Genomic DNA, 24,955 nt, shown 5'->3' on the forward strand with positions numbered 1-24,955 from the left:
CTCCTTTAGGATCGTTGCGTCGAGTCCATCGTATCATGAATGAAATAATCGTTCTTTCCGGCATGTTTGACGCGGTACATCGCTTGGTCAGCATGCTGAATCAGCGTGTCGAGATCGATGCCATGATTGGGTGAGTAACTAAGTCCGATGCTCGTTCGGATTTCAATGGTTTCTTCAGCGAACCGGTAAGGGTTGTCTTGAAAGTACGTCAACAGATTCGCAGCATAGGCATGGAGCGTAGCGACAGACGGATGACGATAGAGTAAGAAGAATTCGTCGCCACCGACACGGGCAGCGAACCCATTCTGTTCCGCATGGTGTTCTAGAAGGCGAGCGATATGAATCAAGAAGGCGTCACCGATTTGATGTCCATACGTATCGTTGATGGCTTTGAAACCGTCGAGATCGACGACGATGATCGCAATATGATCAAGCTCGAGTAACTCTTGTGCCGCACGTTCGTAAAAGCTTCGGCGATTCGCAATCTTCGTCAACGGATCGTGGTAGGCGAAGAAACGAATCGTCTGCTCCGCTTCCTTGAAGGACTGGATATCACGAATCAATAACATCCCGTGCAGTTCCTGTTCGATGAAGACGAAATCGGCATCCATGACGACGTAGCGTTCTTGCTGTCGCGCTGTCAAAATCTTCGTTTCGAATTCGTTGAACTTACGTTGCGATAAAAAGTGTGTCATATAATGCAGCGACCAATCGGCTTGTTTTTTATCCGGTAAGTAGGTCGAAAACGTACATGCCGTTAAGTCATCGGTCTCGAACAGACGATGAGCAGCTGGGTTGGCACTCTCAATTCGTCCGTCCCGGTCGAGCAGCAGGATTGCCGAAGGATTCAAATTGTAGAGCGTCGCGAAACGCTTCTGATAGGACGCGAGATAATCGAATCGGCGCATTGCGATTGCCAGTGCTCCTGCCCAGAACAAACCGCCATACATATAGGCATACGGTGGCATGATGCCGTAGAACGACCAGTAGCCGAAGACGATATCCCATACGAGAACGAGAATCGCGACACTGAGTAAGACGTTGATGATGCCACGACGTGCATCTTTCAAGTGTGTCCGTGCGTACACGAGCAGACCGATGACAAGGAGATGGAAGATGTTCCCGACCGTCATCTTCACTAGATATTGTGTGTTGAATTCAGGGTAGATGAACTGTCCGACCTGTGTGAATTGCTGACTGTTGATGACGTTCGTCTGGAATACGTATGTCGTCAGCACGACGCCCATCGGAAGATAGAAGATCCATGGGTACAATAAACGTGGCATTCGTTTCCACAAATTCGAGACGCGAAAGATGAAGTGGAGCGATGTACTGAAGACGATCAGACCAGCGTTTCCGAACCAGTAGGTCACGAATGCCGGACTAAATTCGATCGGGGAGGCATTCCGGAAAAATTCACCGAGGAATAACATCCCGTAAGCGAACGTGAATAAGCTAAGCAGTCGGTGTTGTGGACGTGATGGATTGCGTAAAAATATATCAATCGACATGTAGAACATGATGAAGGTCGGAATCAGATAGACGATTGTAAAAAGAAACAAGGATGGCATGGCGTTCCGCCCTTCTAGATAATTTTTAGGTAGATAGTCTCAGTATAGTGGGCGAAGATTGCTGAGGCGGATTGAAATTTCAAAAAAAGGGGAATCAGTCGAGATTTAATGTTAGTCGTCGTATTTTGGCGATCCCTTCGAGACCTGACGGATCATGATGCGTCTTATGGGCGACGAAATGTTCATCGGCTTCCGTCGTCCGGATTCGTAACGGACGTTCGTCACGATGGACGACCTCGAAGATCACCTCAGCCAGAGCTTCTGCCGATTGGCGATCGGCATGTCGCGTCCGATACGTCTGCAAATAAGCTGTGATGATCGGTTTGAAGTCGTCTTCGTGTAAGCCACCCGTCCGTTCAAGTTGATCGAGAACAGTTGCGGTAAAGTTCGTCTCGACGGCGGCTGGTTCAATCAGGGTGACGTCGATGTTGAAGTACGGTTTATAGTAGGTCGCAAGACTTTCGAACAGCCCTTCGATCGCAAACTTACTGGCACAATACAGTTCATTCATCGGTTGACCGACGAGACCACTGACGCTTGAAGTCGCAAGTAAGTGACTACCGTCCGGTGCTTGTTTGAGTAAGGGGAGACAAGCTTCGATCGTTCGGATGACACCGAAGACGTTCGTTTCGAAGAGTTGCTTGATTTCATAACTCGTCGCTTGACCGAGTGCGCGCAGCAAACCATGACCGGCATTACAGAACACGACGTCGAGATGATCGACCTCCTGTTCAATTTGACGAACGGCTGCTTTCACGCTTGCTTCATCCGTGACATCGAGCGGCAAGAAGGTGAGCGTCGGCAACGACACGGTCATTTCGTCTGGACTCCGGACACCAGCGTAGACGAACCATCCGGCGTCTGCGAATCGTCGCGCCGTCGCAAGACCGATACCGGAAGAAGCACCCGTGATCAAGATCGTTTGCATATCAATTCCTCCGTTCTGAAAGTAGTTGTCTTCTATTATTTACCCGAATTACCGTTGAACTATTTGCATTAAAATTGCATATTTTAATGAAAAAACTTAATATAAAGAAAAAGGAGGCGGGAATCGATGGGGCAAATTGAACGGCTGCAACAGATGCGGGAATGGATCAAGACGAGTCCTGAAATTTCGCTCGATCAATTGATGCAGGAGTATCAGATTTCACGAGATACTGCACGTCGTGACGTCATCGTCCTCGAACAAGAAGGGGAGATCATTCGCGTTAAGAATGGATTAGTTCGTGCTGGCGGAACGCTTGCGTATGAACAGCGGACGGAGAAACCGGAAAAACGGCGGATCGGGCAGCGTGCAGCGCGTCACGTCCAAGCGAACGATCGCTTATTGCTCGATGCTGCAACGACGGTATCTGAGATGGCACGAGCACTTCCGCCATATCCACTACAAGTCATCACGAACTCCCTCGATATCGCAGACTATGTCGGAGCTCGCACGGATATTGAGCTGTATGTCACGGGAGGACGTTTCGACCGGCATGCGCGTAGCTTAAGTGGGATCAAGACGGCAGACGACATCCTGAATTATCAAGTTGATTGTGTTTTTCTTGGAGCATGTGGATTGACGGAAGAAGGACTTTTTGCGGAACAACTCGAAGAAGCGGTCGTAAAGAAAGCGATGATTCGAAGTGCGACCCGTGTCATCGTCCTCGCAGACCATACGAAATTCAATAAGCGGTTTTTGCATAAGGTCTGTGACTGGGAGCAAATCGATGTACTCGTTACGGATCAAGTACCAGACGCAACGTGGCAAGAACGACTAAATCATTATCATGTCGATCTCGACGTGACAGAGGAGGAAACAACATGAACCCGATTCAAACGACGCTCGTCGGATTCGGCTTTTCAGCGGTGACGTTCCACGTTCCGTTCTTACAGACATTACCGGCATTTGAAGTGACGCAAGTCGTCTCCAGTCGACCGGAACAGGTAGCACAACATTTCAGTAAGGCGACGGTCGTCGCGACACTTGCTGAAGCCTTGCAGGATGAGAACACGGAACTCGTCATTATCACGACACCAACGGCACTCCATTTCGAAATGGCAAAACAAGCGATTGAAGCAAAGAAGCACGTCCTACTCGAAAAGCCGGCCGTCGTGACGATCGAAGAAGCACTGGCGCTGCAAACGTTAGCGAAACAACACGGCGTTCAAGTCGCCGTTTATCAAAACCGTCGTTTTGACGGTGACTTCCTGACACTTGAACAATTGATGGAAATGAACGAGATCGGCGACTGGCAAGTCATCGAATCACGCTTTGATCGCTATCGCCCGGTCGTTCGGGAACGCTGGCGTGAACAAGCGGGAAGTGGCGCCGGTATTCTGTTTGATCTCGGCTCACACTTACTCGATCAAGCACTCGCCTTGTTCGGAGAACCGGATGCACTGACGGGCGACGTCTACCTGCAACGTGACGGTGCTGTCGTTGATGACGGTTTCCATATCACGCTACATTATGGTACACGTCGTGTCATCCTTCGTTCGACGTCCTTCATCCAAGGACCAACGCCACGTTTTGAGTTTCATGCGACGCGCGGCAGTTACATTAAATACGGAATGGACCCGCAAGAAGGACGGCTTGCGAAAGGTCATCCGGTGAACGAACAGCTCGGTGAAGATGAAGTAGATTCCTACGGTTACCTCCAGATCGCCGATCAGCCAGTCGAGCGTCTCGCGACACTTCCAGGCAGTTATGCGACGTTTTATGAACAGTTGGCGGAGGGACTTCGCGGAGGACGAGTACCTGTCGATTTACGTGACGCGGAAAAAACGATGCGCTTGATTGAAGCGGTACGCATCAGCAGTGATGAAGGACGACGCCTCTTACGAAAGGAATGGGATGCATGGAAGAATTGAAGGTGTTGCTAGCGGAAGAGGACGAACTCGTCTTGACGTCCCTGACGAATACGGAAGCGATCGGGATGGGACATGAATTGATCGGACGGGCGATGAAGGAGAACTTATCGATTGCCGTTGAAATCAAACGGAACGGGCAGCGTTTATATTACGCGGCGCTCGACGGTACGGCACCGGATCAGGAAGAGTGGATCCGCCGGAAATCGAACGTCGTCTTGCGGCATGGCTATAGCTCGCTCTACATGCGTCGGTATAATGAAAGTAAACATCGCTCGTACCACTCGATGTATGCCGTTTCGCCAGCTGATTATGCCGATGCCGGTGGATCGTTCCCGATTCGGATCGAAGGAGTCGGTGTCGTCGGTACGATCACCGTTTCCGGTCTATCGCAGGAAGCGGATCATCGCCTCGCGACGGAAGCGTTGCGCTTACTTAAGAGACAACAGCTGGGGCAATAAGGTATTTATAAAACACAAGTGTTGATTCTCGTGCAAGACTTCGCTTTCCGCGGGCGGAAGGCGAGCCTCCTCGCCGCATTCGCGCCTACGGGGTCTCACCCATTCCGCTTTTCCCGCAGGAGTCTTCGTCTTGCACGTTCATCAACGGATCGTTCGACACGAAAAAACCGAAATGCTGAAGTAGATCCACTTCAGCATTTCGGTTTTTTTATGTTCTATTTGATAGATCATGAGAAACAGTCGGACTCACGTTGTTCACGCGACTCCTACAGGAAAAAGCGCAAGATATTGCGCTGTCAGAGACAAACAAGACCCGTGTCGGCTGTCACTGACAGTCGAGACTGGTTTGTGTCTCGCCTGAGGAAAGCGCGTGAACGAATCGTGAGGACAATCGTCACGATGCGATCGAATCAGATGAAGCGGACACGTCTTTACGTGTGTTCCCGCGATAGACGAAGTAAAGCGCAGTCAGCATCGCAAGCAGACCAAGCAGACGTTTTCCATCGAGCGGAACGACGACGCCACCGAACGCACCGATGTGATCAATGACCATACCTGCTGCGAGTTGACCGATGACGGTCGCGATACTAGCTGCCGTGACACCGATTTGCGGGACAGCAAGAATCGTCAGGAAGAGATAACTGACGCCGAACAAGACGGCGCTCAGTTGCCAACGTGGTGCTTCAAGCAAGAGCAAGACGTTCCCTTGACCAAAGAACAAGATGGCGAGTGCGAGAATCAGCATTCCGGTGAAGAACGTCAGGAACGTACTTTCCAGAGCCCCTGCCTTTTGACTGAAGGCACCGTTGATCGAGGACTGGGCGCTCAGCATCACGCCGCCGAGTAATGTAAAACCGAGTAATAGAATATTCACGAGCGAACCTCCTTAAAAGATAAGAAATAGAGCGACGAGCATCAAAGCAGAAGCCGTCAGCTTGTCACGATTGATCGGACGTTTCGGGCTACCGAGCCAGCCGTAATGTTCGATGACCATGCTGGCGATCATTTGTCCGATGATGACACTGATCATGGCGAGACCGACACCGACGAGCGGGATGCTGATGATCAAGATCGTCAAGTAGATACTACCGAGTAGACCACCGAGCAAGGTCCATTTCGGTGCGCGGAATGTATAGCCGAGTGAACCTTTTCCGAAGAAGAGGACGATCAGCCCGATGATGATCGTACCGGCGAAGAAATTATAAAAGCTACTTTCGAGTTTTCCGACGAAGTTCCCGAGTTCACCATAGATGGCCCCTTCGACACTTAAAGCGATACCCGCAAGTAACGCGAGTACGTAATACACGATTTTCAACAGAATTCATCCTTTCACGAATCTAAATATCGAGAAATGTCGATATGTAAGGCAAGGAGAACGGATCAAAGTTCTCCTTTAAGGTACGCTGCGAGCTCCTGGATTTTTTCTTCATTTCGCCGGTAATACGTCCATTTGCCGTGACGTTCGGATTCGAGCAATCCGACTTTTTGCAACATCGCAAGATATTGGGAGACGGTCGATTGAGATAAGTTCGCCTTCTCTTGGATATCTCCGACGCAAATGCCTCCCTTGTCCGACAGATTCGTCGCGAGATGGGCCGTCGGCTTATTGAAATGAGTCTCGGGATCCTTGAGCCAGCGTAAGATATCAAGACGTACCTCGTTTGATAATGCCTTGAATAGATCCACTTGATTTGTCATACGCTTAAACTAATCGATGATTCTCGATATGTCAATCCAAGACACTTAAGGTTGGACGAATGCATGCTTTAAAAGTCGATGTGTCACCTTAGTTGCCGTATACGGCTCAAAACCAAATCGTTCATAAAATGTACTGGCATCGTCCGTATAGAGCCAGAGCTCGGAATACGTCAACAGCGCTTCTGGGATGATTTTCTCAAGCAGTTGCGTACCGACACCGTGATGTCGCATTTCCGGTAAGACATAGACATGACGAATCCGACCGACGTCGTTCGTGTCGGTTTGTTTCATATAACCCCCGCACGCAATGACGTGACCGGAGAGCGACAAAACGACGAACATTGCTTCTCCGTCTTCTCGATACGTTTCATTTCGGCGTTCACGTAGCATCCGTTCGATGAAGGGATAGCCTTCCTGTGTACTCTTTGATAAGATTGGTAACCAATTGAAGTCATCAAAATCGTTGACCCGTTCGATTGTCATCTCCATCTGTCATTCCTCCTTCTTCTCCCTTGGATATTCCTTTTTCGGGAGTAGGAAAAACACGAATCGAGAATCAATTCGAGCTTTTTTTAAATAGAGACTGGATTTTTAAAAGCTGTTTTGCGTATAATGAGAAGTAATGGATTGAACGCAAATGAAAGGAAGTGGCCGTCACAATGAGCCTCAGCCGTTTAAGTAAAGAAGAGATTACTGATCTTTCGCTGATCGAATTCGTCAACGAAATGTTGCAAGAAGCTGGCGAACAGCCAATCACGTTCGATGACATCACGTCAGAAATCGAAAAGTACCATACGTTTACAGATGAAGAAGACAAGTTCGAGAAACTTGCTCAACTCTATACAGACATGAATATCGACGGAAACTTCGTCAACGTCGGAGCAAACCGTTGGTCACTCCGCGCTTGGTATCCGTTCGATAAGTCGGATGAGGATCTCGTCATCGAAGCGCGTCAACGTGGAGAACTCGATGAGTTTGAAGAAGAGTTCAACTATGATGCAGAAGAAGACGAGTTCGAGACGATCGAAGACGATCTCGATACATTCGCGAAGACAGCGGACTATGATTCAGCTGACGACAGCGAAGACGACGATACGTTCAAAAAAGTCGCAGCCATCGATGATCTCGATGACGATCTCGACGAAGAAGACTTAGAAGACTTCGAAGAAGAAGAGGAAGTCTAAGCACGATCAACCACAACTGTACAGCTGCTATTTCCCTATAGAAATGGCAGTTTTTTCGTTGACGGCTGACGAACGAGCACGGAAATTTTTCTTTGAAAAATTAGGCTTGACGAAGTTTTCCGAATGACGTAAGTTAGTCATGGGCTTCTTTAAGCAACGTGCTTATTTCAGCAAAAGTGTCTCCTATTCCAATGGGGGCACTTTTGCTTTTTTGTTTTTACCACCTCTGTATTGTTGAGATGTGAATTAGGGAAGGGAGCAATATTTAACATGACAAAGTATATTTTCGTAACAGGTGGCGTCGTATCGTCACTCGGTAAAGGGATCACCGCTGCATCGCTCGCTCGTCTCTTGAAAAACCGTGGCCTCAACGTCACGATCCAAAAATTCGACCCGTACATCAACATCGACCCAGGTACGATGAGCCCGTATCAACACGGGGAAGTATTCGTCACGGATGATGGCGCAGAGACAGACCTTGACCTTGGTCACTACGAGCGTTTCATCGACATCAACTTGAGCCAGAACGCGAACGTCACGTCTGGACGTATCTACTCGACGATCCTCAAGAAGGAACGCCGTGGCGACTACAACGGTGGAACAGTCCAAGTCATTCCGCACATCACGAACGAAATCAAGGATCGCGTCTTCCGTGCTGGAAAAGAAACGGGCGCTGACGTCGTCATCACAGAGATTGGTGGAACAGTAGGGGATATCGAATCGCTTCCGTTCATCGAAGCCATTCGTCAGGTGAAAAACGATATCGGGAAAGAAAACGTCATGTACGTCCACTGTACGCTCGTTCCGTATCTTGCAGCAGCAGGTGAGCTCAAGACGAAACCGACACAACACAGTGTCAAAGAACTCCGTAGCTACGGTATCCAGCCAGACATCATCGTCTTACGTGCGGAGCACCCAGTCCCACAAGAGATGAAAGATAAAATCGCACTCTTCTGTGATACACGTCCGGAAGCAGTCATCGAAGCACAAGATGCATCGACACTCTACGAAGTACCACTCAACTTGCAACGTCAAGGCATGGACCAACTCGTCTGTGACTACTTCAAGTTCGATACACCAGTTGCTGACATGACAGCTTGGAAACAACTCGTTCACACAGTGACGCACCTCGAGAAGACGACGAAGATCGCACTCGTCGGGAAATACGTCGAATTGCGTGATGCGTACATCTCGGTCGCAGAAGCATTGAAACACGCTGGATTTGCCTTCAACAGTGACATCGAAATCGACTGGATCAACGCAGAAGACGTGACGCGTGAAAACGTCAACGAATTGCTTGGTTCAGCAGACGGCATCCTCGTTCCTGGTGGATTCGGAGAACGCGGCATCGAAGGAAAAATCGAAGCGACACGTTTCGCACGTGAAAACAACGTACCGTTCTTCGGTATCTGTCTCGGGATGCAACTCGCGACAGTCGAATTCGCACGTAATGTCCTCAACCTTGAAGGCGCACACTCAGCGGAAATCGACCCAGCGACACCATACCCGATCATCGACTTGTTGCCAGAACAAAAAGACATCGAGGATCTCGGTGGTACGCTCCGTCTCGGACTTTACCCATGTAAACTCGAAGACGGAACGAAAGCACGTGCCGCGTATTCAAGCGAGCTCGTCTACGAACGTCACCGTCACCGTTATGAGTTCGGTAACGAATTCCGCGAGCAGTTCGAAGCAAACGGCATGGTCTTCTCAGGTACGAGCCCAGACGGTCGTCTCGTTGAGATCATTGAGATTCCAGAACACAAATGGTTCGTCGCGTGTCAGTTCCACCCAGAATTGATCTCACGTCCAGAACGTCCACAAGCGCTCTTCCATGACTTCATCCAAGCATCACTCGGTGAGTAAGTTGTATCCAAATAAACCTGTCTTCTTCAAGAAGACGGGTTTATTTTCATTTATTCCTATCGTCAAGATACATATCTGCTATAATGGTAGCGGATTCATTCCTACAAATTTTAGATAGAGGGGGGAATATCATTGATTCCGAAGTATAAACATGTCGCTGAACAAATCGAGATCGAGATCAATGAGCACGTCTATCAACATACGAACAAACTGTTGACGGAAGACGAATACGCCCAAAAATTCGATGTCAGCCGGAACACGATCCGGAAGGCGATCGAGATTCTCGTCAATAAAGGATACGTTTACCAAGTACAAGGGAGCGGTGTCTTCGTCCGCGATCATTATAAGAGTGATTACGTCAATCTCGAAAAGCTACAAGGATTGACGAGCGACTTCAGCGGACGGAAGGTCGAGACGCGCGTTCTCGCTTTCGAACAGACGAAGGCAGACGAAGAAGTCGCGGAACGCATGAAATGTCCAGTCGGTACACCGGTCTATTACGTCAAACGACTGCGTCTCGTCGATGATCACCCGTTTTCGATCGAAGCGTCCTATTTCCGGAAAAATCTCGTCATGTATCTCGATGAGAATATCGTTCAAAAATCGATCTACACGTATTTACGCAATGATCAAAATCTGTCGATCGGATTTGCGGATCGCGTCATCTATGCCGATTACTTGAATAGCAGTGACGCCGAGTTGCTTGGATTAAAAGAGAACGATCCATCCTTACTCGTCGACAATACAGTCTATTTGACGAATGGGAAAATCTTCGACGTCTCGCGAGCGACGCATCATTTCCGCCACGTGAAGATGCTGAAGGTCTCGAATATTAAATAAGAAGGAAACACACGAAGCGAATTTCGTGTGTTTTTTTATTTAAATTTTTTAAAAAGAAAGGGTTTACACGTTATGAAAGCGCATGCTATTATCGAACTGTGGAATTTGTACCTATGAATTTAAGTTATCCATACAACAAAGGAGAGACAGCATGACTTCTGAAACAATTGAAATTACCCCGGAAGATATTTTTGGATTGATCGCCTTGTCGGGCGACGCCAAAGCAAGCTATCACCAAGCAATGTTACTGATGCAAGAAGGCAAAGTTGAAGAGGCACAAGCGGCTGTTGCAGCAGGTGACGCGACACTCAAGGATGCCCATAGCATTCAGACGAAATTCGTCACACTCGAAGCACAAGGCAAGACAGCGACGGTTGGCGTCCTGATGGTACACGCGCAGGATCACCTTATGAACACGATCCTCGTCAAGGAAATGCTCGGATATATGATGAACATGCAAAACGAAATCAACCAATTGAAGGGAATGGATCAAAAATGATGAAAATCGGACTCTTTTGTGCGGCAGGTATGTCGACGAGTATGTTAGTAGAAAAAATGAAAGCGGTTGCCTCAGAGCGCGGCTTAGAAGCGGACATCGCAGCATATCCGGAATCAGAGATGGAAACATACGTCAACGAACTCGACGTTGCTCTCCTCGGACCACAGGTGAAATACCTTCTCGCAAAAGGAAAACAGATTTGTGAACCAAAAGGTGTGCCAATCGATGTCATCAACACGATCGATTACGGCATGATGAACGGAACGAAAGTACTCGACCAAGCAATCAAACTCGCAAACAAATAAGAGGTGAAGATGATGAAAATGCCAAAAGATTTTCTATTCGGCGCTGCTTCTGCTTCTTATCAAGTAGAGGGTGCTTGGAACGTAGACGGAAAAGGCGTCTCGAACTGGGATGTCTTCTCGAAGATTCCTGGAAAGACGTTTGAAGCGACGAACGGGGATGTCGCAATCGATCATTACCACCGTTACAAAGAAGATATCGGTCTGATGGCCGAGATGGGTCTTGAATCGTATCGCTTCTCGATCTCATGGCCACGCATCTTCCCGAACGGCACAGGTGAAGTGAATGAAAAAGGACTTGAGTTCTATAACAACGTGATCGATGAGTGCCTTAAGCACGGGATCATCCCGTTCGTGACACTTTATCACTGGGATTTACCACAAGTCCTTGAAGAACAAGGCGGCTGGCGTAGTCCTGAAACAGCAAACGCCTTCGTGCGTTTTGCGAAGACTTGTTTCGAAGCGTTCGGCGATCGTGTCCGCAACTGGATTACCTTCAACGAGACGGTCATTTTCTGTTCGCTCGGCTACTTGACGGGCGCACACCCACCCGGCATCACAGGCGATGCAAAAGCGTACTTCCAAACGACGCACAACGTCTTCGTCGCTCACGCTCGCGCAGTCGAAGCGTTCAAGGAAGCGGGATATGAAGGAGAAATCGGGATCACCCACGTCTTCAACCCGGCATTCAGCATCGATGAAGCGCCAGAGAACAAACAGGCCGAAGTACATGCGAATGAATACGCGACACACTGGTTCTATGATCCGATTTTAAAGGGTGAGTACCCAGCATATGTCGTGAAAGATTTAGAAAAGCAGGGCTTGTTGCCGGAATGGACAGAAGAAGAGCTCGATCTCTTGAAACGGACAGCACCGCTGAACGACTTCATCGGACTGAACTACTATTGTCCACAACGTGTCATGAAGAATGATTCGGCGCTCGTCATGGCAGGTGGTCGCGAAAACTCAACCGGACGTCCTGGGAACCCGTCGTTCGATGGCGTCTACAAGACAGTCTTGATGGACGATAAAGTCTACACGAAGTGGGGCTGGGAAATCGCACCGGATGCCTTCCTTGAAGGAATGCGGATGCTCCAAGCACGATACGGCGATATCAAAATCTACATCACGGAGAACGGTCTCGGTGACGAGGATCCAATCGTCGGCGAAGAAATCATGGATACACCACGAATCGAGTACATCGAAAGTCATCTTCGCGCCGTCAAGCGTGCTGTCGAAGAGGGCATCAATGTCTCTGGTTATTATGCATGGTCCGTCATCGACCTACTCAGCTGGTTGAACGGATATAAAAAGCAGTACGGATTCATCTATGTCGATCATACGAATGGTTTGGCACGGAAGAAGAAACAGTCGTTCCATTGGTATCAGGAAATCATCGCGACACGTGCTGCTGAACTATAAGGAGGAGTCGGAATGAACCGATTAGAAACCGTATTTGAAAAAGTCACTCCTGCCTTCGCACGATTCGCGAACGCCAAGCCTGTCCTTGCGATCAAGGACGGCTTCATCTTAACGATGCCGATGACGATCATCGGCTCGTTATTCCTACTGATTCTTGCGTTACCAATCCCAGGCTGGGAGAAGTTCATGACGGGCCTATTCGGTGCCGACTGGACATTACCGCTGACTCAGGTCGTCGGTGCGACGTTTGATATCCTCGCATTGATTGGTGTCTTCGGTATTGCCTACTCCTATGTGAAAAACGAGAAGATCGAAGGGGTTCCAGCCGGGATTCTCGGAATCATCGCCTTCTTGATCATCACACAATCATCTGTTCTGTCGAAGTCAGGGGAAGTCGTCACGGGTGTCGTACCGAAAGTATGGACGGGCGGACAAGGGGTCCTTGCCTCGATCGTCGTCGGACTCGTCGTCGGTTTCATCTACTCGCAATTCATCAAGCGGGGCATCCGGATCAAGATGCCAGACGGTGTACCACCGGGCGTTTCAAACTCGTTCTCGGCACTCATTCCGGGACTCGCAATCATCACATTGTCTGTCGTCACGTTTGCTGTCTTCCAAGCATTCGCTGACCGGACGTTCACGGAAGTCGTCTACGACGTCTTGCAAGCACCGATTCAGAACTTGACGGATACGCTCGCAGGAGCAGTCTTGATCATGATCTTGATGTCTGTCATGTGGTGGTGTGGGATTCACGGCGCAGCAATCATCATGGGAATCATGGGACCGTTGCTGACGGCGAACGCTTTACAAAACCAAGCGATCATCGACTCCGGGAAAGAACTTGTCGTCGGTGACAACGCGAAGATCGTTACGATTCAGTTCCTCGATGTCTTTACGAAGCTCGGCGGAACAGGGATTACGCTCGGCTTCATCATTGCGACGTTGATCGTTGCCCGCTCGGCTCACTTGAAGCAGCTCGGGAAGCTATCACTTGCGCCAAGTTTGTTCAACATCAACGAACCGGTCATCTTCGGGATGCCGATCGTCTTCAACCCGATCATGTTCGTTCCGTTCGTCATCGTACCAGCGATTGCATCCTTCATGGTCTACTTCTCGATCCTCTGGGGTTGGGTCGAACCATTTAATGCGCTTCAAGTACCATGGACGACACCACCCGTCATCTCTGGTTTCTTGATCAGCGGCTGGCAGGGTGCCTTGCTCCAGCTGGCGACGATTGCGATGTCGGTCGCAATCTATCTACCGTTTGTCCGCATGCAGGATCAGCTGTCTTACGGTGAAGAACTAAAAGCACAAGAAGAACATGCTTCGGCATGATCAAAAAAAGGAAGCGCGAATGGCGCTTCCTTTGAGACTGAAGACAAAGTGCAATTTTTCTCTAACGAGAAAGATTGCACTTTTTTTGTTCGTTTCGAATCGTTTTCCTGGGACAAGTATCGCGCCGCTTCGCTGCAGGGTCGCTCTTGCTTGTTTTTCCCTAGGAAGCGATGTCGAGTGAACAAAACGCTTCTGTGATCCTTCGGTATAAAAAGGATGACGCGTTACACGCAACTCCTACAGGAAAAAGCGCAATTTTGCGCTGTCAGAGACAAACAAGACCCGTTTTCCTGCTCGAATGGAGCGGGGAAACGGGCTTGTGTCTCGCCTGAGGAAAGGGCGTGAAAAGACAAGTCATTCTTTTTTGATTCAGCTCATTTGTCTACAATCTGAAAGGAAGCGAAAACAGCGCTTCCTTTTTGTATAACGGTCATGAACGGTTTCGCTTTGATTCAATGAAGATCGTAAACTTAGTCAGACGCAGACACGTATCCAGTGAGCTTTATATTATAGAAGAAAAACGTCAATCCCACTCTTCCGTCATCTCTTGTAGTTGCGTCAAGATATGCGTCAAGAGGAACGCGCAAAGGGCAAGACTTGGCAGTCCGTGACGTGAACCGTCCTCTGCCGGAAGCAGTCCTTTATTGAACTTCAATGCGAGCGGAGCAATCGAACGCTCGAGCGTTTCCGTCACGTCACTGAGTGTGACGATCGCATAAGGCGTATGCCATGCGTCGTAACGAGCAAGAGAAGCGAGGAGATCCGAGCGCTCCGTATCCGGCGTGAAGATCAAGACACGATCGACAGCATGCAAGGTCTTTCGATCCTTGATCTTCGTAACGCGTTTCATCTGGTCCGGTCCTTCTGAGAGCATCGGATAGAGTCCTTCACATTCACCATAAGCGTCGACATAGACCGTACCTTCTCCGACGAGCGCCTGTGCGAGCAGACGGACGACATCGAATAGTTCGTCTTCCTGTTTTGCGAGCGTTTGCAATTTTCCGTTGAATTGTGTAGCTAAGATTTTCATCATTTTTCTTCATCCTTTCTATGTTTCTCTCAAGGACAGTATAAAGCAAGTTTTGCTTTAGTGTAGAATGGAAATAACTAGAGGGGGAGTGGCAGAGATGAAAGGCAGATTGTTGATCGTCGAGGATGAGCCGGGAATCCGGAACTTGCTTGCACAATTGTTCCGGGCAGAAGGGTATGAAACGGACGTCGCCGTCGATGGAGAGGAAGCGATCGTCTACTTACAGGAAACGGCATACGATCTATTGCTGATGGATGTCAACATGCCGGGGCGGACCGGGATCGAGGTATTGCGTCATCAGGACCGGATCGGACGACGTGTCCGGACGATTTTAATGACGGCACTCGGTGAAAAAGAAGCGATGGAAGAAGCGAAACGATTAGGGGTCGTCGCCTTCTTCGGGAAGCCATTTGACATCTTTGAATTAAAAAAAGAAGTGACTGTGCAAATTTCTCACGATGTAAGCGGTTAATCCTTCACGTCGCCGTCACAAACCAAAAAACCGAGCGAAATGCTGTACGTTCCGATGAATCAGTATGTTATAATCAGTCTGAAATTGCACGAGTTCGTGTAAGCAGCGATCAAAACAGAGGAGGATGTCATTATGCCATTAGTATCTATGACAGACATGTTAAACAAAGCTCTCGAAGGTAAGTATGCAGTAGGTCAATTCAACATCAACAACCTCGAGTGGACACAAGCGATTCTCGGTGCGGCTCAAGAAGAGCAGTCACCAGTCATCCTTGGAGTATCTGAAGGTGCAGCACGCCACATGGGCGGATTCTACACTGTCGTGAAAATGGTTGAAGGTCTCGTACACGACATGAAAATCACAGTTCCAGTTGCAATCCACCTCGACCACGGTTCGAGCGTTGAGAAATGTAAAGAAGCGATCGACGCTGGATTTACATCTGTCATGATCGATGATTCGCACAGCCCGATCGACACAAACATCGAAACAACTAAAGCAGTTGTTGAATACGCTCACGCTAAAGGCGTTTCAGTAGAAGCGGAAGTTGGTACAGTTGGCGGACAAGAAGACGACGTCATCGGTGATGTCATGTACGCGAAACTTGACGAGTGTGTACGCATCGTCAAAGAAACTGGAATCGACACGCTTGCTCCTGCACTCGGTTCTGTTCACGGACCATACAAAGGTGAACCAAACCTCGGATTCAAAGAGATGGAAGAAATCCGTGACGCTACAAACCTCCCACTCGTTCTTCACGGTGGAACTGGAATTCCGACACACGACATCGAAAAAGCGATCTCACTCGGAACTTCAAAAATCAACGTTAACACAGAGAACCAAATCTCATTCGCGAAAGTCGTTCGTGAAGTGTTAGCTGAGAAACCAGAAGCATATGACCCACGCGTATTCATCGCACCAGGTCGTGAAGCAATCAAACAAACTGTCATCGGTAAGATGCGTGAGTTCGGTTCAAGCAACAAAGCTTAATCGACTCCTCTTTAAAGTGCGGTAGACTTCGGTCTACCGTGCTTTTTTCATATCATGTCAAAGTCTCTTCAATGGAAAACAGTAGGACTTCTCGTGAAAAAAACCTATAATAGAGTCGTAAGCGATTTCAAGGGATGAAAGGGGAACGAGAAAGATGAGATTTTTCATTGACACAGCAAACGTAGAGGACATCAAGAAAGCACATAAAATGGGGATTTTAGATGGTGTCACGACGAATCCGTCGCTCGTCGCTAAGGAAGGCGTCGATTTCCATACACGACTTCGTGAAATCTGTGAAATCGTCGGGGACGTCTCTGTCAGCGCTGAAGTCATCGCGCTTGATGCAGAAGGAATGATTCGCGAAGGGAAGGAACTTGCCCAGATCGCACCGAACATTACGGTTAAGGTTCCAATGACTCCGGCCGGACTCGAGGCGGTCGCAGCACTTTCAAAAGAGAAGATCACGACGAACGTCACATTGATCTTCAACCCGAACCAAGCATTACTCGCAGCCCGTGCTGGTGCGACATACGTATCACCATTCCTCGGTCGTCTAGATGATATCGGACAAGATGGAATGGGGCTCGTCGAGACGATTGCTCAAATTTTCGTCGTACATGATATTCCGACACAAATCATCGCAGCGTCGGTCCGGAATCCGGTTCACGTCACGAACGCTGCTCTTGCGGGCGCAGACATCGCGACGATCCCATTCTCGGTCATCGAGTCACTCACACACCACCCACTCACGACGCAAGGAATTGAAAAGTTCCTCGCGGACTGGGAAAAAACGCAGCAATAATCGTAGCGAAGAGAAAGGTTGATGGAACGTGGACATTTTGCATATCGTAGGGCAACAACGCCTAGAAGGAACCGTATCAATCAGTGGTTCGAAGCAAAGCGCCATCCCGTGTCTTGCTGCAGCCCTCCTGACGGATCAGACGGTCGTTCTTGAAGGCGTGCCGGAGATTGGCGACGTCGCGACGATGATCGAGATTTTGGAGACGCTCGGCGCGGTCGTGACACGTCAAGGCGATATGGTGACGATTGATCCAAGTCGGGTCGAATCGATGCCGTTGACTGGTGCGGAGACGCGCAAGTTACGCGGATCGATCTACCTCATGAGCGTTCTGGCAGCCAGATTCAAACAAGGAGTCGTCGGTCTGCCTGGAGGTTATGCCATCGGACCACGACCGATTGATTTACACATCAAAGCACTAGAGCGTCTCGGTGTTTCTGTACGTAACGAGCAAGGCGTCCACTACATGCGCGTCGATCGTCTCGTCGGCAACCGGATTTACCTCGATCTCCCGTCATTCGGTGCAACGATCAGTGCGTTACTCGTCGCTGTCTTCGCTGAAGGAACGACTGTCATCGAAAACGCTGCCTATGACCCGGAAGTCATCGACGTCAGTACGATGTTGACGAACATGGGGGCAAGCGTCAAAGGGGCAGGAACGGACGAGATTCGAATCAAGGGCGTATCGCAACTAAGTGGTTGCCGGCATACCTTGATTCCAGACCGCATGGAGGCAGGAACGTTCTTGACGATGGGAGCGGCACTTGGACGCGTCACCGTCGATAACGTCATTCCGCTTCATCTCGAGAGCGTCATCCAAAAACTCGAACGGTACGGTGCGTTGATCGAAGCAACGGATGATTCCGTCACGGCGACGTTTCAGGAGGCGAAGCCGGTCGATATTCGTGTCTTCCACTACGGTGGATTCCCGAGCGACTTACAGCCTGTCATCTCGGCAGCGTTGTTGCAAGCGAAGGGAGCGAGTATCGTCGTCGATAAGTTGTACCCGCAACGTTTCCGGCACGTGCAGGAGTTACGACGCTTGAACGCTCGAATCACGCATGAAGACGCCTCAATCATCATTCGTGGTGGAGAAACCTTACTTGGTACGGAAATCGAGGCACCGGACCCACGCGGTGGCGCAGCACTTGTCTTGGCGGGACTTCTCGCTTCAGGGGAGACGACGTTGCACCACGCAGAAGTGCTTGACCAGAGTTACGAACGATTTGATCAGAAGTTGAAGGAGCTAGGCGCCCTCGTATGGCGTGAAACGATTTGACCGATTTGTAACAAGGGAGAGGGGACATACACATGGAGAGAAGTCTATCAATGGAACTTGTACGCGTCACGGAGGCAGCAGCGCTTGCCTCTGCGCGTTGGATGGGAAAAGGATTGAAGAACGAAGCGGATGATGCGGCAACAAGCGCAATGCGTGACGTCTTCGATACGATTCCGATGAAAGGAACCGTCGTCATCGGGGAAGGCGAGATGGATGAAGCACCGATGCTTTACATTGGGGAAAAGCTAGGAAATGGGTATGGACCACGACTCGACGTCGCTGTCGATCCGCTTGAAGGAACGAACATCGTCGCAAAAGGAACATGGGGCGCACTTGCTGTCCTCGCGGTCGCGGATGCAGGAGATTTACTCCATGCACCGGACATGTACATGGATAAGATCGCAGTTGGTCCGGAAGCGGCGGGTCATATCAGTCTGGATGCGACGATCGAAGAAAACATCGCAGCCGTCGCGAAGGCGAAGAACAAAGAAATCGAAGACGTCGTCGTCTCGATCCTGGATCGTGAACGTCATGAAGAAATCATTCAACGGATTCGGGCAACAGGGGCACGGATTCGCTTGATTGGTGACGGTGACGTTGCTGGTGCGATCAACACGGCGTTCCCGCATACAGGTATTGATATCTTGCTCGGTTCAGGCGGTGCACCGGAAGGCGTTCTTGCTGCCGTTGCTTTGAAATGTCTCGGTGGTGAACTCCAAGGACGCTTGTTACCAGCAGACGAAGCTGAGATCGAGCGTTGTAAGAAGATGGGCATCGAAGATCCGTCGAAGATCCTCATGATGGATGATCTCGTTGCAGGAGATGACTGTATCTTTGCTGCGACAGGCGTCACGGACAGCGAGTTGATGAAAGGTGTCCAGTTCACGGCGCAAGGCGGTCAGACACACTCTGTCGTCATGCGTGCGAAATCAGGAACGGTTCGTTTTGTCGAGGGTATTCACTCGTTCAAGAAGAAACCGAAGCTTGTCATTAAGTAAAACAGGACGACTCCTCAAACAGGACGTCTGAATCCACACAAAAAGAGTTGGCGTTGCGGATGATCTCCGGAGCGCCAACTCTTTTTTGATATGTTTCTAGGAATCAAGACGTTCATCCTCAACTCCTACAGGAAAAGGAAACGTGCTAACGTTTCCGTCAGGGTAAGGGAAGACCTGGCATTTCGCACAAGTTGCGAGATGTCGCGGCTTACCTCCCGCCTGAGGAAAGGGAGGATATGAACGTTGAGTGATAAATAAATCATTATTTGACGATTACCGCGGACGCTGGACTTCTCCTGCTTGTCGGGTGACGTACCGACGCGGTAGAAAACGCGTCGAAAAGATATACCAGGCATTCCCGAAGCCAGGCACGATGAACGTTTTTCCCTTCATATAGCCACGGTAGGCGATACGCGCAACCGTCGGAGCATCCATGACACCAGGTCGCAAGAACAAGCGTGACTGTTCAAGATTTGCTGCCGATTCAAATCCGGTATGTGTCGCACCCGGACAGACAACGCTCACTTGAATCCCGTCTACTGCGAGCTCTTCCGTCAAGCCTTCCGAGAAATGAAGGACATAGGCTTTTGTCGCGTAATAGACACTCAGCCATGGTCCACCTTCGAATGCAGCCGTTGACGCGAGATGGACGATACGTCCTTTGATTCCCTGTTCTTTCATCCGTGAGGCATAGATCTTCGTCACGTGTGTCAACGCTTCGATGTTTAAAGCAATCATTCGAGACTCGTCTTCAAACGAGGTCTCAAGGAAAGAACCGAAGACACCAATTCCAGCGTTATTGATGACGCAATCGACCGGAATCTGTTCCGTTGCCCGAAACAGTGCCAATCGATGCGTATACTGCGTTAAATCGTAAGGGAAGACGGTTGCTGTTCCACCGAGTCGCTCGACATGGAATTTCGTTTCGAAGAGTGCCGTAGCATCACGTCCGACGAGCAGAACGTGATCCCCTTGACGAGCATGGAGATAAGCGAATTCACGACCGAGACCTCTTGAAGCACCTGTAATTAAGACATGCATCCTATTTCCTCCTTATGAATGAGATGAAAAAAAGCGATCGAGCCAATGCTCAACCGCTTTGAGATGATGAATTATAGGTAAGATCCTGCGCCGACAAGGCGTGAACCCCAGTACCCTGATTTGAAGCTTGAGTATTTAACGCCACCTGTTTCTGAGTTGACCATGCTTGACTTGCTTGTTGCGATCCCAACGTGCTGAATGCCGCTACCGTGTGAGAAGAAGACAAGATCTCCTGGTTGTACTTTTGAAACGCTGACTTTCTTAGAAGAAGAATATTGTGAAGAAGACGTACGTGGCAATGTTTTACCAGCCGCTTTCTTGTACACGTAGCTTGTGAAACCAGAGCAGTCGAATCCACGAGTCGTTGTTCCACCCCATACATAAGGTGTACCTTTATGTTTTGCTGCTTCGTTCAGGATTTTCGTCCGTTTAGAAGAAGAGCTTGTTGATTTTTTAGCGCTAGAAGATGATTTGTATGTCTTTGTGTACTGTGAGTAGACATAGCGTGTTTTACCGCCGTATGAGATTTTTGTCCAGCTGCCTGATTTGCCTTTGTATGTAAAGACTTGACCAGCGTTGACTTTCCCGACGATGCTTGCTTTCGTAGAAGGTGCTGTCCGAACACGAAGACCGTTGTCCGTGATCTTGACTTTCGTGACTGTCGCTGCTTCAACTTTACCTGTACCCACTGATGTAAAACCTGAAACCACTAAGGCTGCCGTCGCGATCGATGCTAGAAAACGTTTCATGTTAAGAATTCCTCCGTTTAAATGTAGTGTGTTGCGTCCGTAAGTTATATGATGAAATCATTAAGTGTGTGATTAAGCAGTCTACCTTACAACTGTGTAAGAATTTTGTCTGCAGGAATATCTTAGCACGAGCACACTTGAAAACGTTTTTTCAGTTAGAAGACAAAACAGATGCTTTTGTAACATAACTGAAATAATATCCTTGAATATTACAAAGTAAGAAACGCAGAGGATTGTTAACGACGAATTCAAAAAAATATGATACCTTTAGTTCACGAATAAAATTACATACCTCCTGATGTATGTATGGAAGTATGCTGAATGCAGTTGAATTTATAAAGAATAGGTGAAGAACATGCCAACAACTGATAAAAAAGATAAACCAGAACGTTCCTATACACTGGCTCAATTGAGCCAACTGACATTAAAAGAACTCTATGAAATCGCAAAGACGAAGAATGTCCCACAATACCGGGAAGCCCGTAAACGCGAGTTGATGTTCAAGATTTTAAAAGCACAGGCTGAATCGACTGGTCTTTATTTCCTCGAAGGGGTACTCGAAGTCATCCCTGGCAACCCACAAATGCAAAACGATGGTGGCTTTGGCTTCCTTCGTCCTATCAATTATTCCCAATCCTCTGAAGATATTTATATCGCAGCATCTCAAATCCGACGCTTTAATCTACGTAATGGTGATGTCGTCACAGGTAAAGTCCGTCCACCGAAGGAAAACGAACGGTTCCAAGGATTACTTAGCGTGGAAGCCGTCAACGGTGAAGCACCAGATACTGCCCGTAACCGTTTATTTTTCCCGGCACTGACACCGATCTATCCGGATCGTCTAATGCGACTTGAGACAGAACCACGCCATCTATCTGTGCGTGTCATGGATATGATCGCACCGGTTGGGTTTGGTCAACGTGGTTTGATCGTCGCACCGCCAAAAGCAGGGAAGACATCACTCCTCAAAGAAATCGCAAACTCGATTCAGGAGAATCATCCGGATGTCGAACTGATCATTCTCTTGATTGATGAGCGTCCTGAGGAAGTAACAGATATTGAGCGCTCGGTTCCGGGAGCAGACGTTGTCAGCTCGACGTTTGACGAAACACCAGACAACCACGTCCGGATTTCTGAGCTTGTCCTCGAGCGGGCGATGCGACTCGTCGAACACAAGAAGGATGTCGTCATCCTGATGGATTCGATCACACGTCTAACACGGGCCTATAACTTAACGGTACCGCAAAGCGGTCGGACGCTCTCAGGGGGGATTGACCCGGCTGCGTTCCATAAACCAAAACGCTTCTTTGGGGCAGCGCGAAACATCGAACACGGTGGTAGTTTGACGATTCTTGCGACAGCTCTCGTTGAGACAGGATCGCGCATGGATGACGTCATCTATGAGGAATTCAAAGGGACGGGCAACATGGAGTTGCATCTTGATCGTAAGCTGTCAGAGCGTCGGATCTTCCCAGCGATCGACATTCGGAAGTCCGGTACACGGAAGGAAGAACTCTTGCTTCCGAAAGAGCAACTCGATGCACTTTGGACGATTCGCCGGACGATGAACGAGTCGAACGAATTCGTCGATACGTTCCTACGGAAGATTCGCGATACGAAAAATAATGAGGAATTTTTCGTCGAACTCGAGAAGGAAAAGAAGAAGGCGGTCCGACGCGCACCGGCTAAACCACGTACCGTCAAGAAGGAAACGACGACGGAAAAATAACTATTGCGACGCGCAAAAAAATCGTTTAGTATAGGAAGGTAACTTACTCTGGCTCAGCAAATGAACCAGGGCGGAAGGAGAGAAATCAACCATGAAACAAGGAATTCACCCTAACTACAACAAAGTAGTATTTATGGATTCAACGACTGAGTACAAATTCTTAAGCGGTTCTACTCGTTCTTCGAACGAAACGATCACTTGGGAAGATGGTAACGAGTACCCACTCATCCGTGTGGATGTGTCTTCAGACTCGCACCCATTCTACACAGGTCGTCAAAAGTTCAACGCGGCAGATGGTCGTGTCGATCGCTTCAACAAAAAATACGGCCGCAAGTAATCACTTGCCGGTTCTTAAAAAAACAGCCTGCCTCCATTATGGAAGCAGGCTGTTTTTGTATAGACTGAATTGTGAACGATACGCGAGATACGTCTTCAAGACGAAGGAGAAGGCGATTCCACCGGCAATCCCGATTAAATACGGCATGACTTCCGGATGTGCCAAGATATAGTCCACGACTTTGTGGAACGAGAGATGACGACCGACAAAGTAGCCGGCGCCTAAGAACACGCTGATCCAAATCAACGCACCTGTATACGCATAACTCGCAAACACGCGAAACGGCATTTTCGAGACACCTGCAAAAAAGGCAGAGAGTTGGCGGAGACCAGGTATGTAGTAACCGATGATTAGGACCGATTTTCCGTAACGACGAAATCCGGCTTCAGCGGAAAGAATATGTTTTTCTGCGATACGCATTTTCGGTCCGACGCGGTGTAGTAGTGGCATACCGAGTTTTAATCCGAGTAAATAGCTGATCGTCATCCCGATACAACTGCCGGCGTAAGCGGCGAGAATCGTACCGACGAGTGGTAGATTGCCTTGATGCATCCAAAAACCGGACAGGACGAGCAGGGTCTCATCAGGAACCGGCAATCCCACGATACCACCTGCGAGAAGGACGGAGAGACCAAGGGCACCATATTGGTGCAGGATGTCATGTAAGAGATGATGAATCGGGGACACCTTCTTTCGTGAGAGTCTTCTTCTTCAGTGTACAGGAAATAGGGGACGGTTGGAATGAAAGGACAAAAATTCTAGGTAAAGAAAAAATGAATTTTGATTTCCGGAAGTCAACCCTTTTTCTCGATACCGTTTCGGGCTATACTCGTTAAAGTGACTATTTTTAGAGGACGGTGTCGGACGATGATGCATGTAATAAATCAGTACGGCTGGATCGAAGTAATTTGTGGCAGTATGTTTTCCGGGAAATCGGAAGAGTTGATTCGTCGTGTCAGACGGGCGCAGTACGGCAAACTGCCCGTTCAAGTATTCAAGCCGGCAATCGACGACCGGTACCATGAAGAGCATGTCGTCTCTCATATCGGCAACTCCGTCGTGGCGATTCCAATGGCGACGAGTCGTGATCTCTACGCAGCAGTAGCAGAAGAAACACAAATCGTCGGAATCGATGAAGTTCAATTCTTTGATGATGAGATCGTACAAGTCATCGAAGCACTCGCACAAGACGGAAAACGCGTCATTTGTGCAGGTCTTGATCAAGATTTCCGGGCAGAGCCATTCGGCAAGATGCCGGAATTACTGGCGCGCGCAGAATTCGTGACGAAGCTACAAGCCATCTGTCTTTCGTGTGGGGATCCGGCTTCCCGGACACAACGGTTGATTGATGGAAAACCAGCGAATTACGATGATCCGATCATCCTAGTAGGCGCTTCAGAATCGTATGAGCCACGATGCCGCCATTGCCATGAGGTGCCTGGAAAACCGAAGCCGCTCCAGTCGGTGCAGCACCAAGAAAATTAAAAAAAGACGAACCGATCG

General features: G+C 49.0%; 28 protein-coding genes. 18 read left to right on the forward strand and 10 right to left on the reverse strand.

From position 1 onward, the window contains the following. Positions 1-5: 5 nt before the first annotated feature. Both AYO36_RS00515 and AYO36_RS00520 read right to left on the reverse strand, forming a co-directional pair. Entirely contained in the window at positions 6-1,571 is a 1,566-nt protein-coding gene (locus AYO36_RS00515) for a sensor domain-containing diguanylate cyclase (protein WP_064299212.1), read from the reverse strand. Positions 1,572-1,665: 94 nt separating this feature from the next. Continuing rightward, entirely contained in the window at positions 1,666-2,499 is an 834-nt protein-coding gene (locus AYO36_RS00520) for an SDR family oxidoreductase (protein ID WP_064299213.1), read from the reverse strand. Between the two features lie 126 nt (positions 2,500-2,625). Here AYO36_RS00520 and AYO36_RS00525 point away from each other — a divergent pair, with 126 nt between their 5' ends. From AYO36_RS00525 to AYO36_RS00535, 3 genes are read left to right on the forward strand one after another with little or no spacing between them, the layout of a single operon-like run. Then, positions 2,626-3,381: a DeoR/GlpR family DNA-binding transcription regulator gene (locus AYO36_RS00525; protein ID WP_064299214.1), complete on the forward strand. Its 756-nt coding sequence runs from the start codon at positions 2,626-2,628 to the stop codon at positions 3,379-3,381. Then, positions 3,378-4,427 carry a Gfo/Idh/MocA family oxidoreductase gene (locus AYO36_RS00530; RefSeq protein WP_064299215.1) on the forward strand — a complete coding sequence of 350 codons (1,050 nt, stop codon included), beginning with the start codon at positions 3,378-3,380 and terminating at the stop codon, positions 4,425-4,427. The genes AYO36_RS00525 and AYO36_RS00530 overlap by 4 nt, the downstream gene beginning before the upstream one ends. Continuing rightward, the gene (locus tag AYO36_RS00535) at positions 4,415-4,885 is read left to right on the forward strand and encodes a heme-degrading domain-containing protein (RefSeq protein WP_023469567.1); all 471 of its coding nucleotides are present in this window, start codon (positions 4,415-4,417) and stop codon (positions 4,883-4,885) included. Before AYO36_RS00530 ends, AYO36_RS00535 begins: the two co-directional genes overlap by 13 nt. Before the next feature lie 394 nt (positions 4,886-5,279). On the opposite strand, the gene AYO36_RS00540 is transcribed toward AYO36_RS00535, so the two are convergent. The 4 genes from AYO36_RS00540 to AYO36_RS00555 form a co-directional block, all read right to left on the reverse strand. Next, positions 5,280-5,759 (reverse strand): DMT family transporter, encoded by a 480-nt coding sequence (locus tag AYO36_RS00540; RefSeq protein ID WP_064299216.1) that lies wholly within the window; start codon positions 5,757-5,759, stop codon positions 5,280-5,282. A gap of 12 nt (positions 5,760-5,771) precedes the next feature. Next, complete coding sequence (locus tag AYO36_RS00545) at positions 5,772-6,200, reverse strand: DMT family transporter (protein WP_023469565.1); 429 nt, start codon at positions 6,198-6,200, stop codon at positions 5,772-5,774. A gap of 65 nt (positions 6,201-6,265) precedes the next feature. Continuing rightward, entirely contained in the window at positions 6,266-6,583 is a 318-nt protein-coding gene (locus tag AYO36_RS00550) for an ArsR/SmtB family transcription factor (RefSeq protein WP_023469564.1), read from the reverse strand. 45 nt (positions 6,584-6,628) lie between these two features. Next, positions 6,629-7,072 (reverse strand): GNAT family N-acetyltransferase, encoded by a 444-nt coding sequence (locus AYO36_RS00555; RefSeq protein WP_058264510.1) that lies wholly within the window; start codon positions 7,070-7,072, stop codon positions 6,629-6,631. A gap of 170 nt (positions 7,073-7,242) precedes the next feature. Here AYO36_RS00555 and rpoE point away from each other — a divergent pair, with 170 nt between their 5' ends. From rpoE to AYO36_RS00590, 7 genes are all read left to right on the forward strand, one after another. Further along, the gene (gene rpoE / locus AYO36_RS00560; RefSeq protein ID WP_023469562.1) at positions 7,243-7,767 is read left to right on the forward strand and encodes a DNA-directed RNA polymerase subunit delta; all 525 of its coding nucleotides are present in this window, start codon (positions 7,243-7,245) and stop codon (positions 7,765-7,767) included. 270 nt (positions 7,768-8,037) lie between these two features. Beyond that, a complete protein-coding gene (locus AYO36_RS00565; RefSeq protein ID WP_047394418.1) occupies positions 8,038-9,633 on the forward strand; it encodes a CTP synthase in 1,596 nt (531 codons plus the stop codon). A 132-nt stretch (positions 9,634-9,765) separates the two neighbouring features. Then, positions 9,766-10,473, forward strand: a complete 708-nt coding sequence (locus AYO36_RS00570) for a GntR family transcriptional regulator (protein WP_023469560.1) — start codon at positions 9,766-9,768, stop codon at positions 10,471-10,473. A 151-nt stretch (positions 10,474-10,624) separates the two neighbouring features. Next, positions 10,625-10,972 (forward strand): PTS lactose/cellobiose transporter subunit IIA, encoded by a 348-nt coding sequence (locus AYO36_RS00575; RefSeq protein ID WP_064299217.1) that lies wholly within the window; start codon positions 10,625-10,627, stop codon positions 10,970-10,972. After that, the gene (locus tag AYO36_RS00580; RefSeq protein WP_023469558.1) at positions 10,969-11,277 is read left to right on the forward strand and encodes a PTS sugar transporter subunit IIB; all 309 of its coding nucleotides are present in this window, start codon (positions 10,969-10,971) and stop codon (positions 11,275-11,277) included. Before AYO36_RS00575 ends, AYO36_RS00580 begins: the two co-directional genes overlap by 4 nt. Positions 11,278-11,289: 12 nt before the next feature. Continuing rightward, positions 11,290-12,696 carry a GH1 family beta-glucosidase gene (locus AYO36_RS00585; RefSeq protein ID WP_064299218.1) on the forward strand — a complete coding sequence of 469 codons (1,407 nt, stop codon included), beginning with the start codon at positions 11,290-11,292 and terminating at the stop codon, positions 12,694-12,696. Between the two features lie 12 nt (positions 12,697-12,708). Further along, positions 12,709-14,031 (forward strand): PTS sugar transporter subunit IIC, encoded by a 1,323-nt coding sequence (locus AYO36_RS00590; RefSeq protein ID WP_064299219.1) that lies wholly within the window; start codon positions 12,709-12,711, stop codon positions 14,029-14,031. 523 nt (positions 14,032-14,554) lie between these two features. Here AYO36_RS00590 and AYO36_RS00595 read toward each other — a convergent pair. Beyond that, positions 14,555-15,064, reverse strand: a complete 510-nt coding sequence (locus tag AYO36_RS00595; RefSeq protein WP_035395788.1) for a DUF2529 family protein — start codon at positions 15,062-15,064, stop codon at positions 14,555-14,557. Between the two features lie 94 nt (positions 15,065-15,158). Between AYO36_RS00595 and AYO36_RS00600 the strand changes: the two genes are divergently transcribed. The 5 genes from AYO36_RS00600 (at position 15,159) to glpX (ending at position 19,596) form a co-directional block, all read left to right on the forward strand. Further along, positions 15,159-15,533, forward strand: a complete 375-nt coding sequence (locus AYO36_RS00600; protein ID WP_035395791.1) for a response regulator — start codon at positions 15,159-15,161, stop codon at positions 15,531-15,533. A 132-nt stretch (positions 15,534-15,665) separates the two neighbouring features. After that, complete coding sequence (fba, locus tag AYO36_RS00605; RefSeq protein ID WP_058704156.1) at positions 15,666-16,520, forward strand: class II fructose-1,6-bisphosphate aldolase; 855 nt, start codon at positions 15,666-15,668, stop codon at positions 16,518-16,520. 154 nt (positions 16,521-16,674) lie between these two features. Continuing rightward, positions 16,675-17,322, forward strand: a complete 648-nt coding sequence (gene fsa, locus AYO36_RS00610) for a fructose-6-phosphate aldolase (protein ID WP_023469552.1) — start codon at positions 16,675-16,677, stop codon at positions 17,320-17,322. A 28-nt stretch (positions 17,323-17,350) separates the two neighbouring features. After that, the gene (gene murA, locus AYO36_RS00615) at positions 17,351-18,598 is read left to right on the forward strand and encodes a UDP-N-acetylglucosamine 1-carboxyvinyltransferase (protein WP_047394432.1); all 1,248 of its coding nucleotides are present in this window, start codon (positions 17,351-17,353) and stop codon (positions 18,596-18,598) included. A 32-nt stretch (positions 18,599-18,630) separates the two neighbouring features. Further along, on the forward strand, positions 18,631-19,596 hold the full coding sequence (glpX, locus tag AYO36_RS00620; RefSeq protein ID WP_064299220.1) for a class II fructose-bisphosphatase: 966 nt from the start codon (positions 18,631-18,633) through the stop codon (positions 19,594-19,596). Positions 19,597-19,869: 273 nt separating this feature from the next. On the opposite strand, the gene AYO36_RS00625 is transcribed toward glpX, so the two are convergent. Together AYO36_RS00625 and AYO36_RS00630 are read right to left on the reverse strand one after the other, a co-directional pair. Further along, entirely contained in the window at positions 19,870-20,637 is a 768-nt protein-coding gene (locus AYO36_RS00625; protein ID WP_064299221.1) for an SDR family NAD(P)-dependent oxidoreductase, read from the reverse strand. Between the two features lie 71 nt (positions 20,638-20,708). Continuing rightward, positions 20,709-21,386 (reverse strand): C40 family peptidase, encoded by a 678-nt coding sequence (locus AYO36_RS00630; RefSeq protein WP_058704154.1) that lies wholly within the window; start codon positions 21,384-21,386, stop codon positions 20,709-20,711. 355 nt (positions 21,387-21,741) lie between these two features. Here AYO36_RS00630 and rho point away from each other — a divergent pair, with 355 nt between their 5' ends. Next, a complete protein-coding gene (gene rho, locus AYO36_RS00635) occupies positions 21,742-23,115 on the forward strand; it encodes a transcription termination factor Rho (protein ID WP_050676977.1) in 1,374 nt (457 codons plus the stop codon). Between the two features lie 91 nt (positions 23,116-23,206). Further along, positions 23,207-23,452 (forward strand): type B 50S ribosomal protein L31, encoded by a 246-nt coding sequence (locus AYO36_RS00640; RefSeq protein WP_023469546.1) that lies wholly within the window; start codon positions 23,207-23,209, stop codon positions 23,450-23,452. 36 nt (positions 23,453-23,488) lie between these two features. On the opposite strand, the gene AYO36_RS00645 is transcribed toward AYO36_RS00640, so the two are convergent. Continuing rightward, complete coding sequence (locus AYO36_RS00645; RefSeq protein WP_082874137.1) at positions 23,489-24,139, reverse strand: DedA family protein; 651 nt, start codon at positions 24,137-24,139, stop codon at positions 23,489-23,491. Between the two features lie 183 nt (positions 24,140-24,322). Between AYO36_RS00645 and AYO36_RS00650 the strand changes: the two genes are divergently transcribed. Then, the gene (locus tag AYO36_RS00650) at positions 24,323-24,937 is read left to right on the forward strand and encodes a thymidine kinase (protein WP_029342777.1); all 615 of its coding nucleotides are present in this window, start codon (positions 24,323-24,325) and stop codon (positions 24,935-24,937) included. Positions 24,938-24,955 lie beyond the last annotated feature (18 nt).

This window comes from Exiguobacterium sp. KKBO11 (genome assembly GCF_001644945.1).
GTDB lineage: Bacteria > Bacillota > Bacilli > Exiguobacteriales > Exiguobacteriaceae > Exiguobacterium_A > Exiguobacterium_A abrahamii.

Bases quoted from the DNA above. Each gene is read 5' to 3' on its own strand.
- AYO36_RS00625 (WP_064299221.1), bottom strand. From the start codon at position 20,637: ATGCATGTCTTAATTACAGGTGCTTCAAGAGGTCTCGGTCGTGAATTC.
- AYO36_RS00590 (WP_064299219.1), top strand. From the start codon at position 12,709: ATGAACCGATTAGAAACCGTATTTGAAAAAGTCACTCCTGCCTTCGCA.
- AYO36_RS00640 (WP_023469546.1), top strand. From the start codon at position 23,207: ATGAAACAAGGAATTCACCCTAACTACAACAAAGTAGTATTTATGGAT.
- AYO36_RS00550 (WP_023469564.1), bottom strand. From the start codon at position 6,583: ATGACAAATCAAGTGGATCTATTCAAGGCATTATCAAACGAGGTACGT.
- AYO36_RS00630 (WP_058704154.1), bottom strand. From the start codon at position 21,386: ATGAAACGTTTTCTAGCATCGATCGCGACGGCAGCCTTAGTGGTTTCA.
- AYO36_RS00525 (WP_064299214.1), top strand. From the start codon at position 2,626: ATGGGGCAAATTGAACGGCTGCAACAGATGCGGGAATGGATCAAGACG.
- glpX (WP_064299220.1), top strand. From the start codon at position 18,631: ATGGAGAGAAGTCTATCAATGGAACTTGTACGCGTCACGGAGGCAGCA.
- AYO36_RS00575 (WP_064299217.1), top strand. From the start codon at position 10,625: ATGACTTCTGAAACAATTGAAATTACCCCGGAAGATATTTTTGGATTG.
- AYO36_RS00650 (WP_029342777.1), top strand. From the start codon at position 24,323: ATGCATGTAATAAATCAGTACGGCTGGATCGAAGTAATTTGTGGCAGT.
- AYO36_RS00530 (WP_064299215.1), top strand. From the start codon at position 3,378: ATGAACCCGATTCAAACGACGCTCGTCGGATTCGGCTTTTCAGCGGTG.
- AYO36_RS00595 (WP_035395788.1), bottom strand. From the start codon at position 15,064: ATGATGAAAATCTTAGCTACACAATTCAACGGAAAATTGCAAACGCTC.
- AYO36_RS00585 (WP_064299218.1), top strand. From the start codon at position 11,290: ATGAAAATGCCAAAAGATTTTCTATTCGGCGCTGCTTCTGCTTCTTAT.
- AYO36_RS00535 (WP_023469567.1), top strand. From the start codon at position 4,415: ATGGAAGAATTGAAGGTGTTGCTAGCGGAAGAGGACGAACTCGTCTTG.
- rho (WP_050676977.1), top strand. From the start codon at position 21,742: ATGCCAACAACTGATAAAAAAGATAAACCAGAACGTTCCTATACACTG.
- AYO36_RS00580 (WP_023469558.1), top strand. From the start codon at position 10,969: ATGATGAAAATCGGACTCTTTTGTGCGGCAGGTATGTCGACGAGTATG.
- AYO36_RS00565 (WP_047394418.1), top strand. From the start codon at position 8,038: ATGACAAAGTATATTTTCGTAACAGGTGGCGTCGTATCGTCACTCGGT.
- AYO36_RS00520 (WP_064299213.1), bottom strand. From the start codon at position 2,499: ATGCAAACGATCTTGATCACGGGTGCTTCTTCCGGTATCGGTCTTGCG.
- AYO36_RS00555 (WP_058264510.1), bottom strand. From the start codon at position 7,072: ATGGAGATGACAATCGAACGGGTCAACGATTTTGATGACTTCAATTGG.
- AYO36_RS00515 (WP_064299212.1), bottom strand. From the start codon at position 1,571: ATGCCATCCTTGTTTCTTTTTACAATCGTCTATCTGATTCCGACCTTC.
- fsa (WP_023469552.1), top strand. From the start codon at position 16,675: ATGAGATTTTTCATTGACACAGCAAACGTAGAGGACATCAAGAAAGCA.
- rpoE (WP_023469562.1), top strand. From the start codon at position 7,243: ATGAGCCTCAGCCGTTTAAGTAAAGAAGAGATTACTGATCTTTCGCTG.
- AYO36_RS00600 (WP_035395791.1), top strand. From the start codon at position 15,159: ATGAAAGGCAGATTGTTGATCGTCGAGGATGAGCCGGGAATCCGGAAC.
- fba (WP_058704156.1), top strand. From the start codon at position 15,666: ATGCCATTAGTATCTATGACAGACATGTTAAACAAAGCTCTCGAAGGT.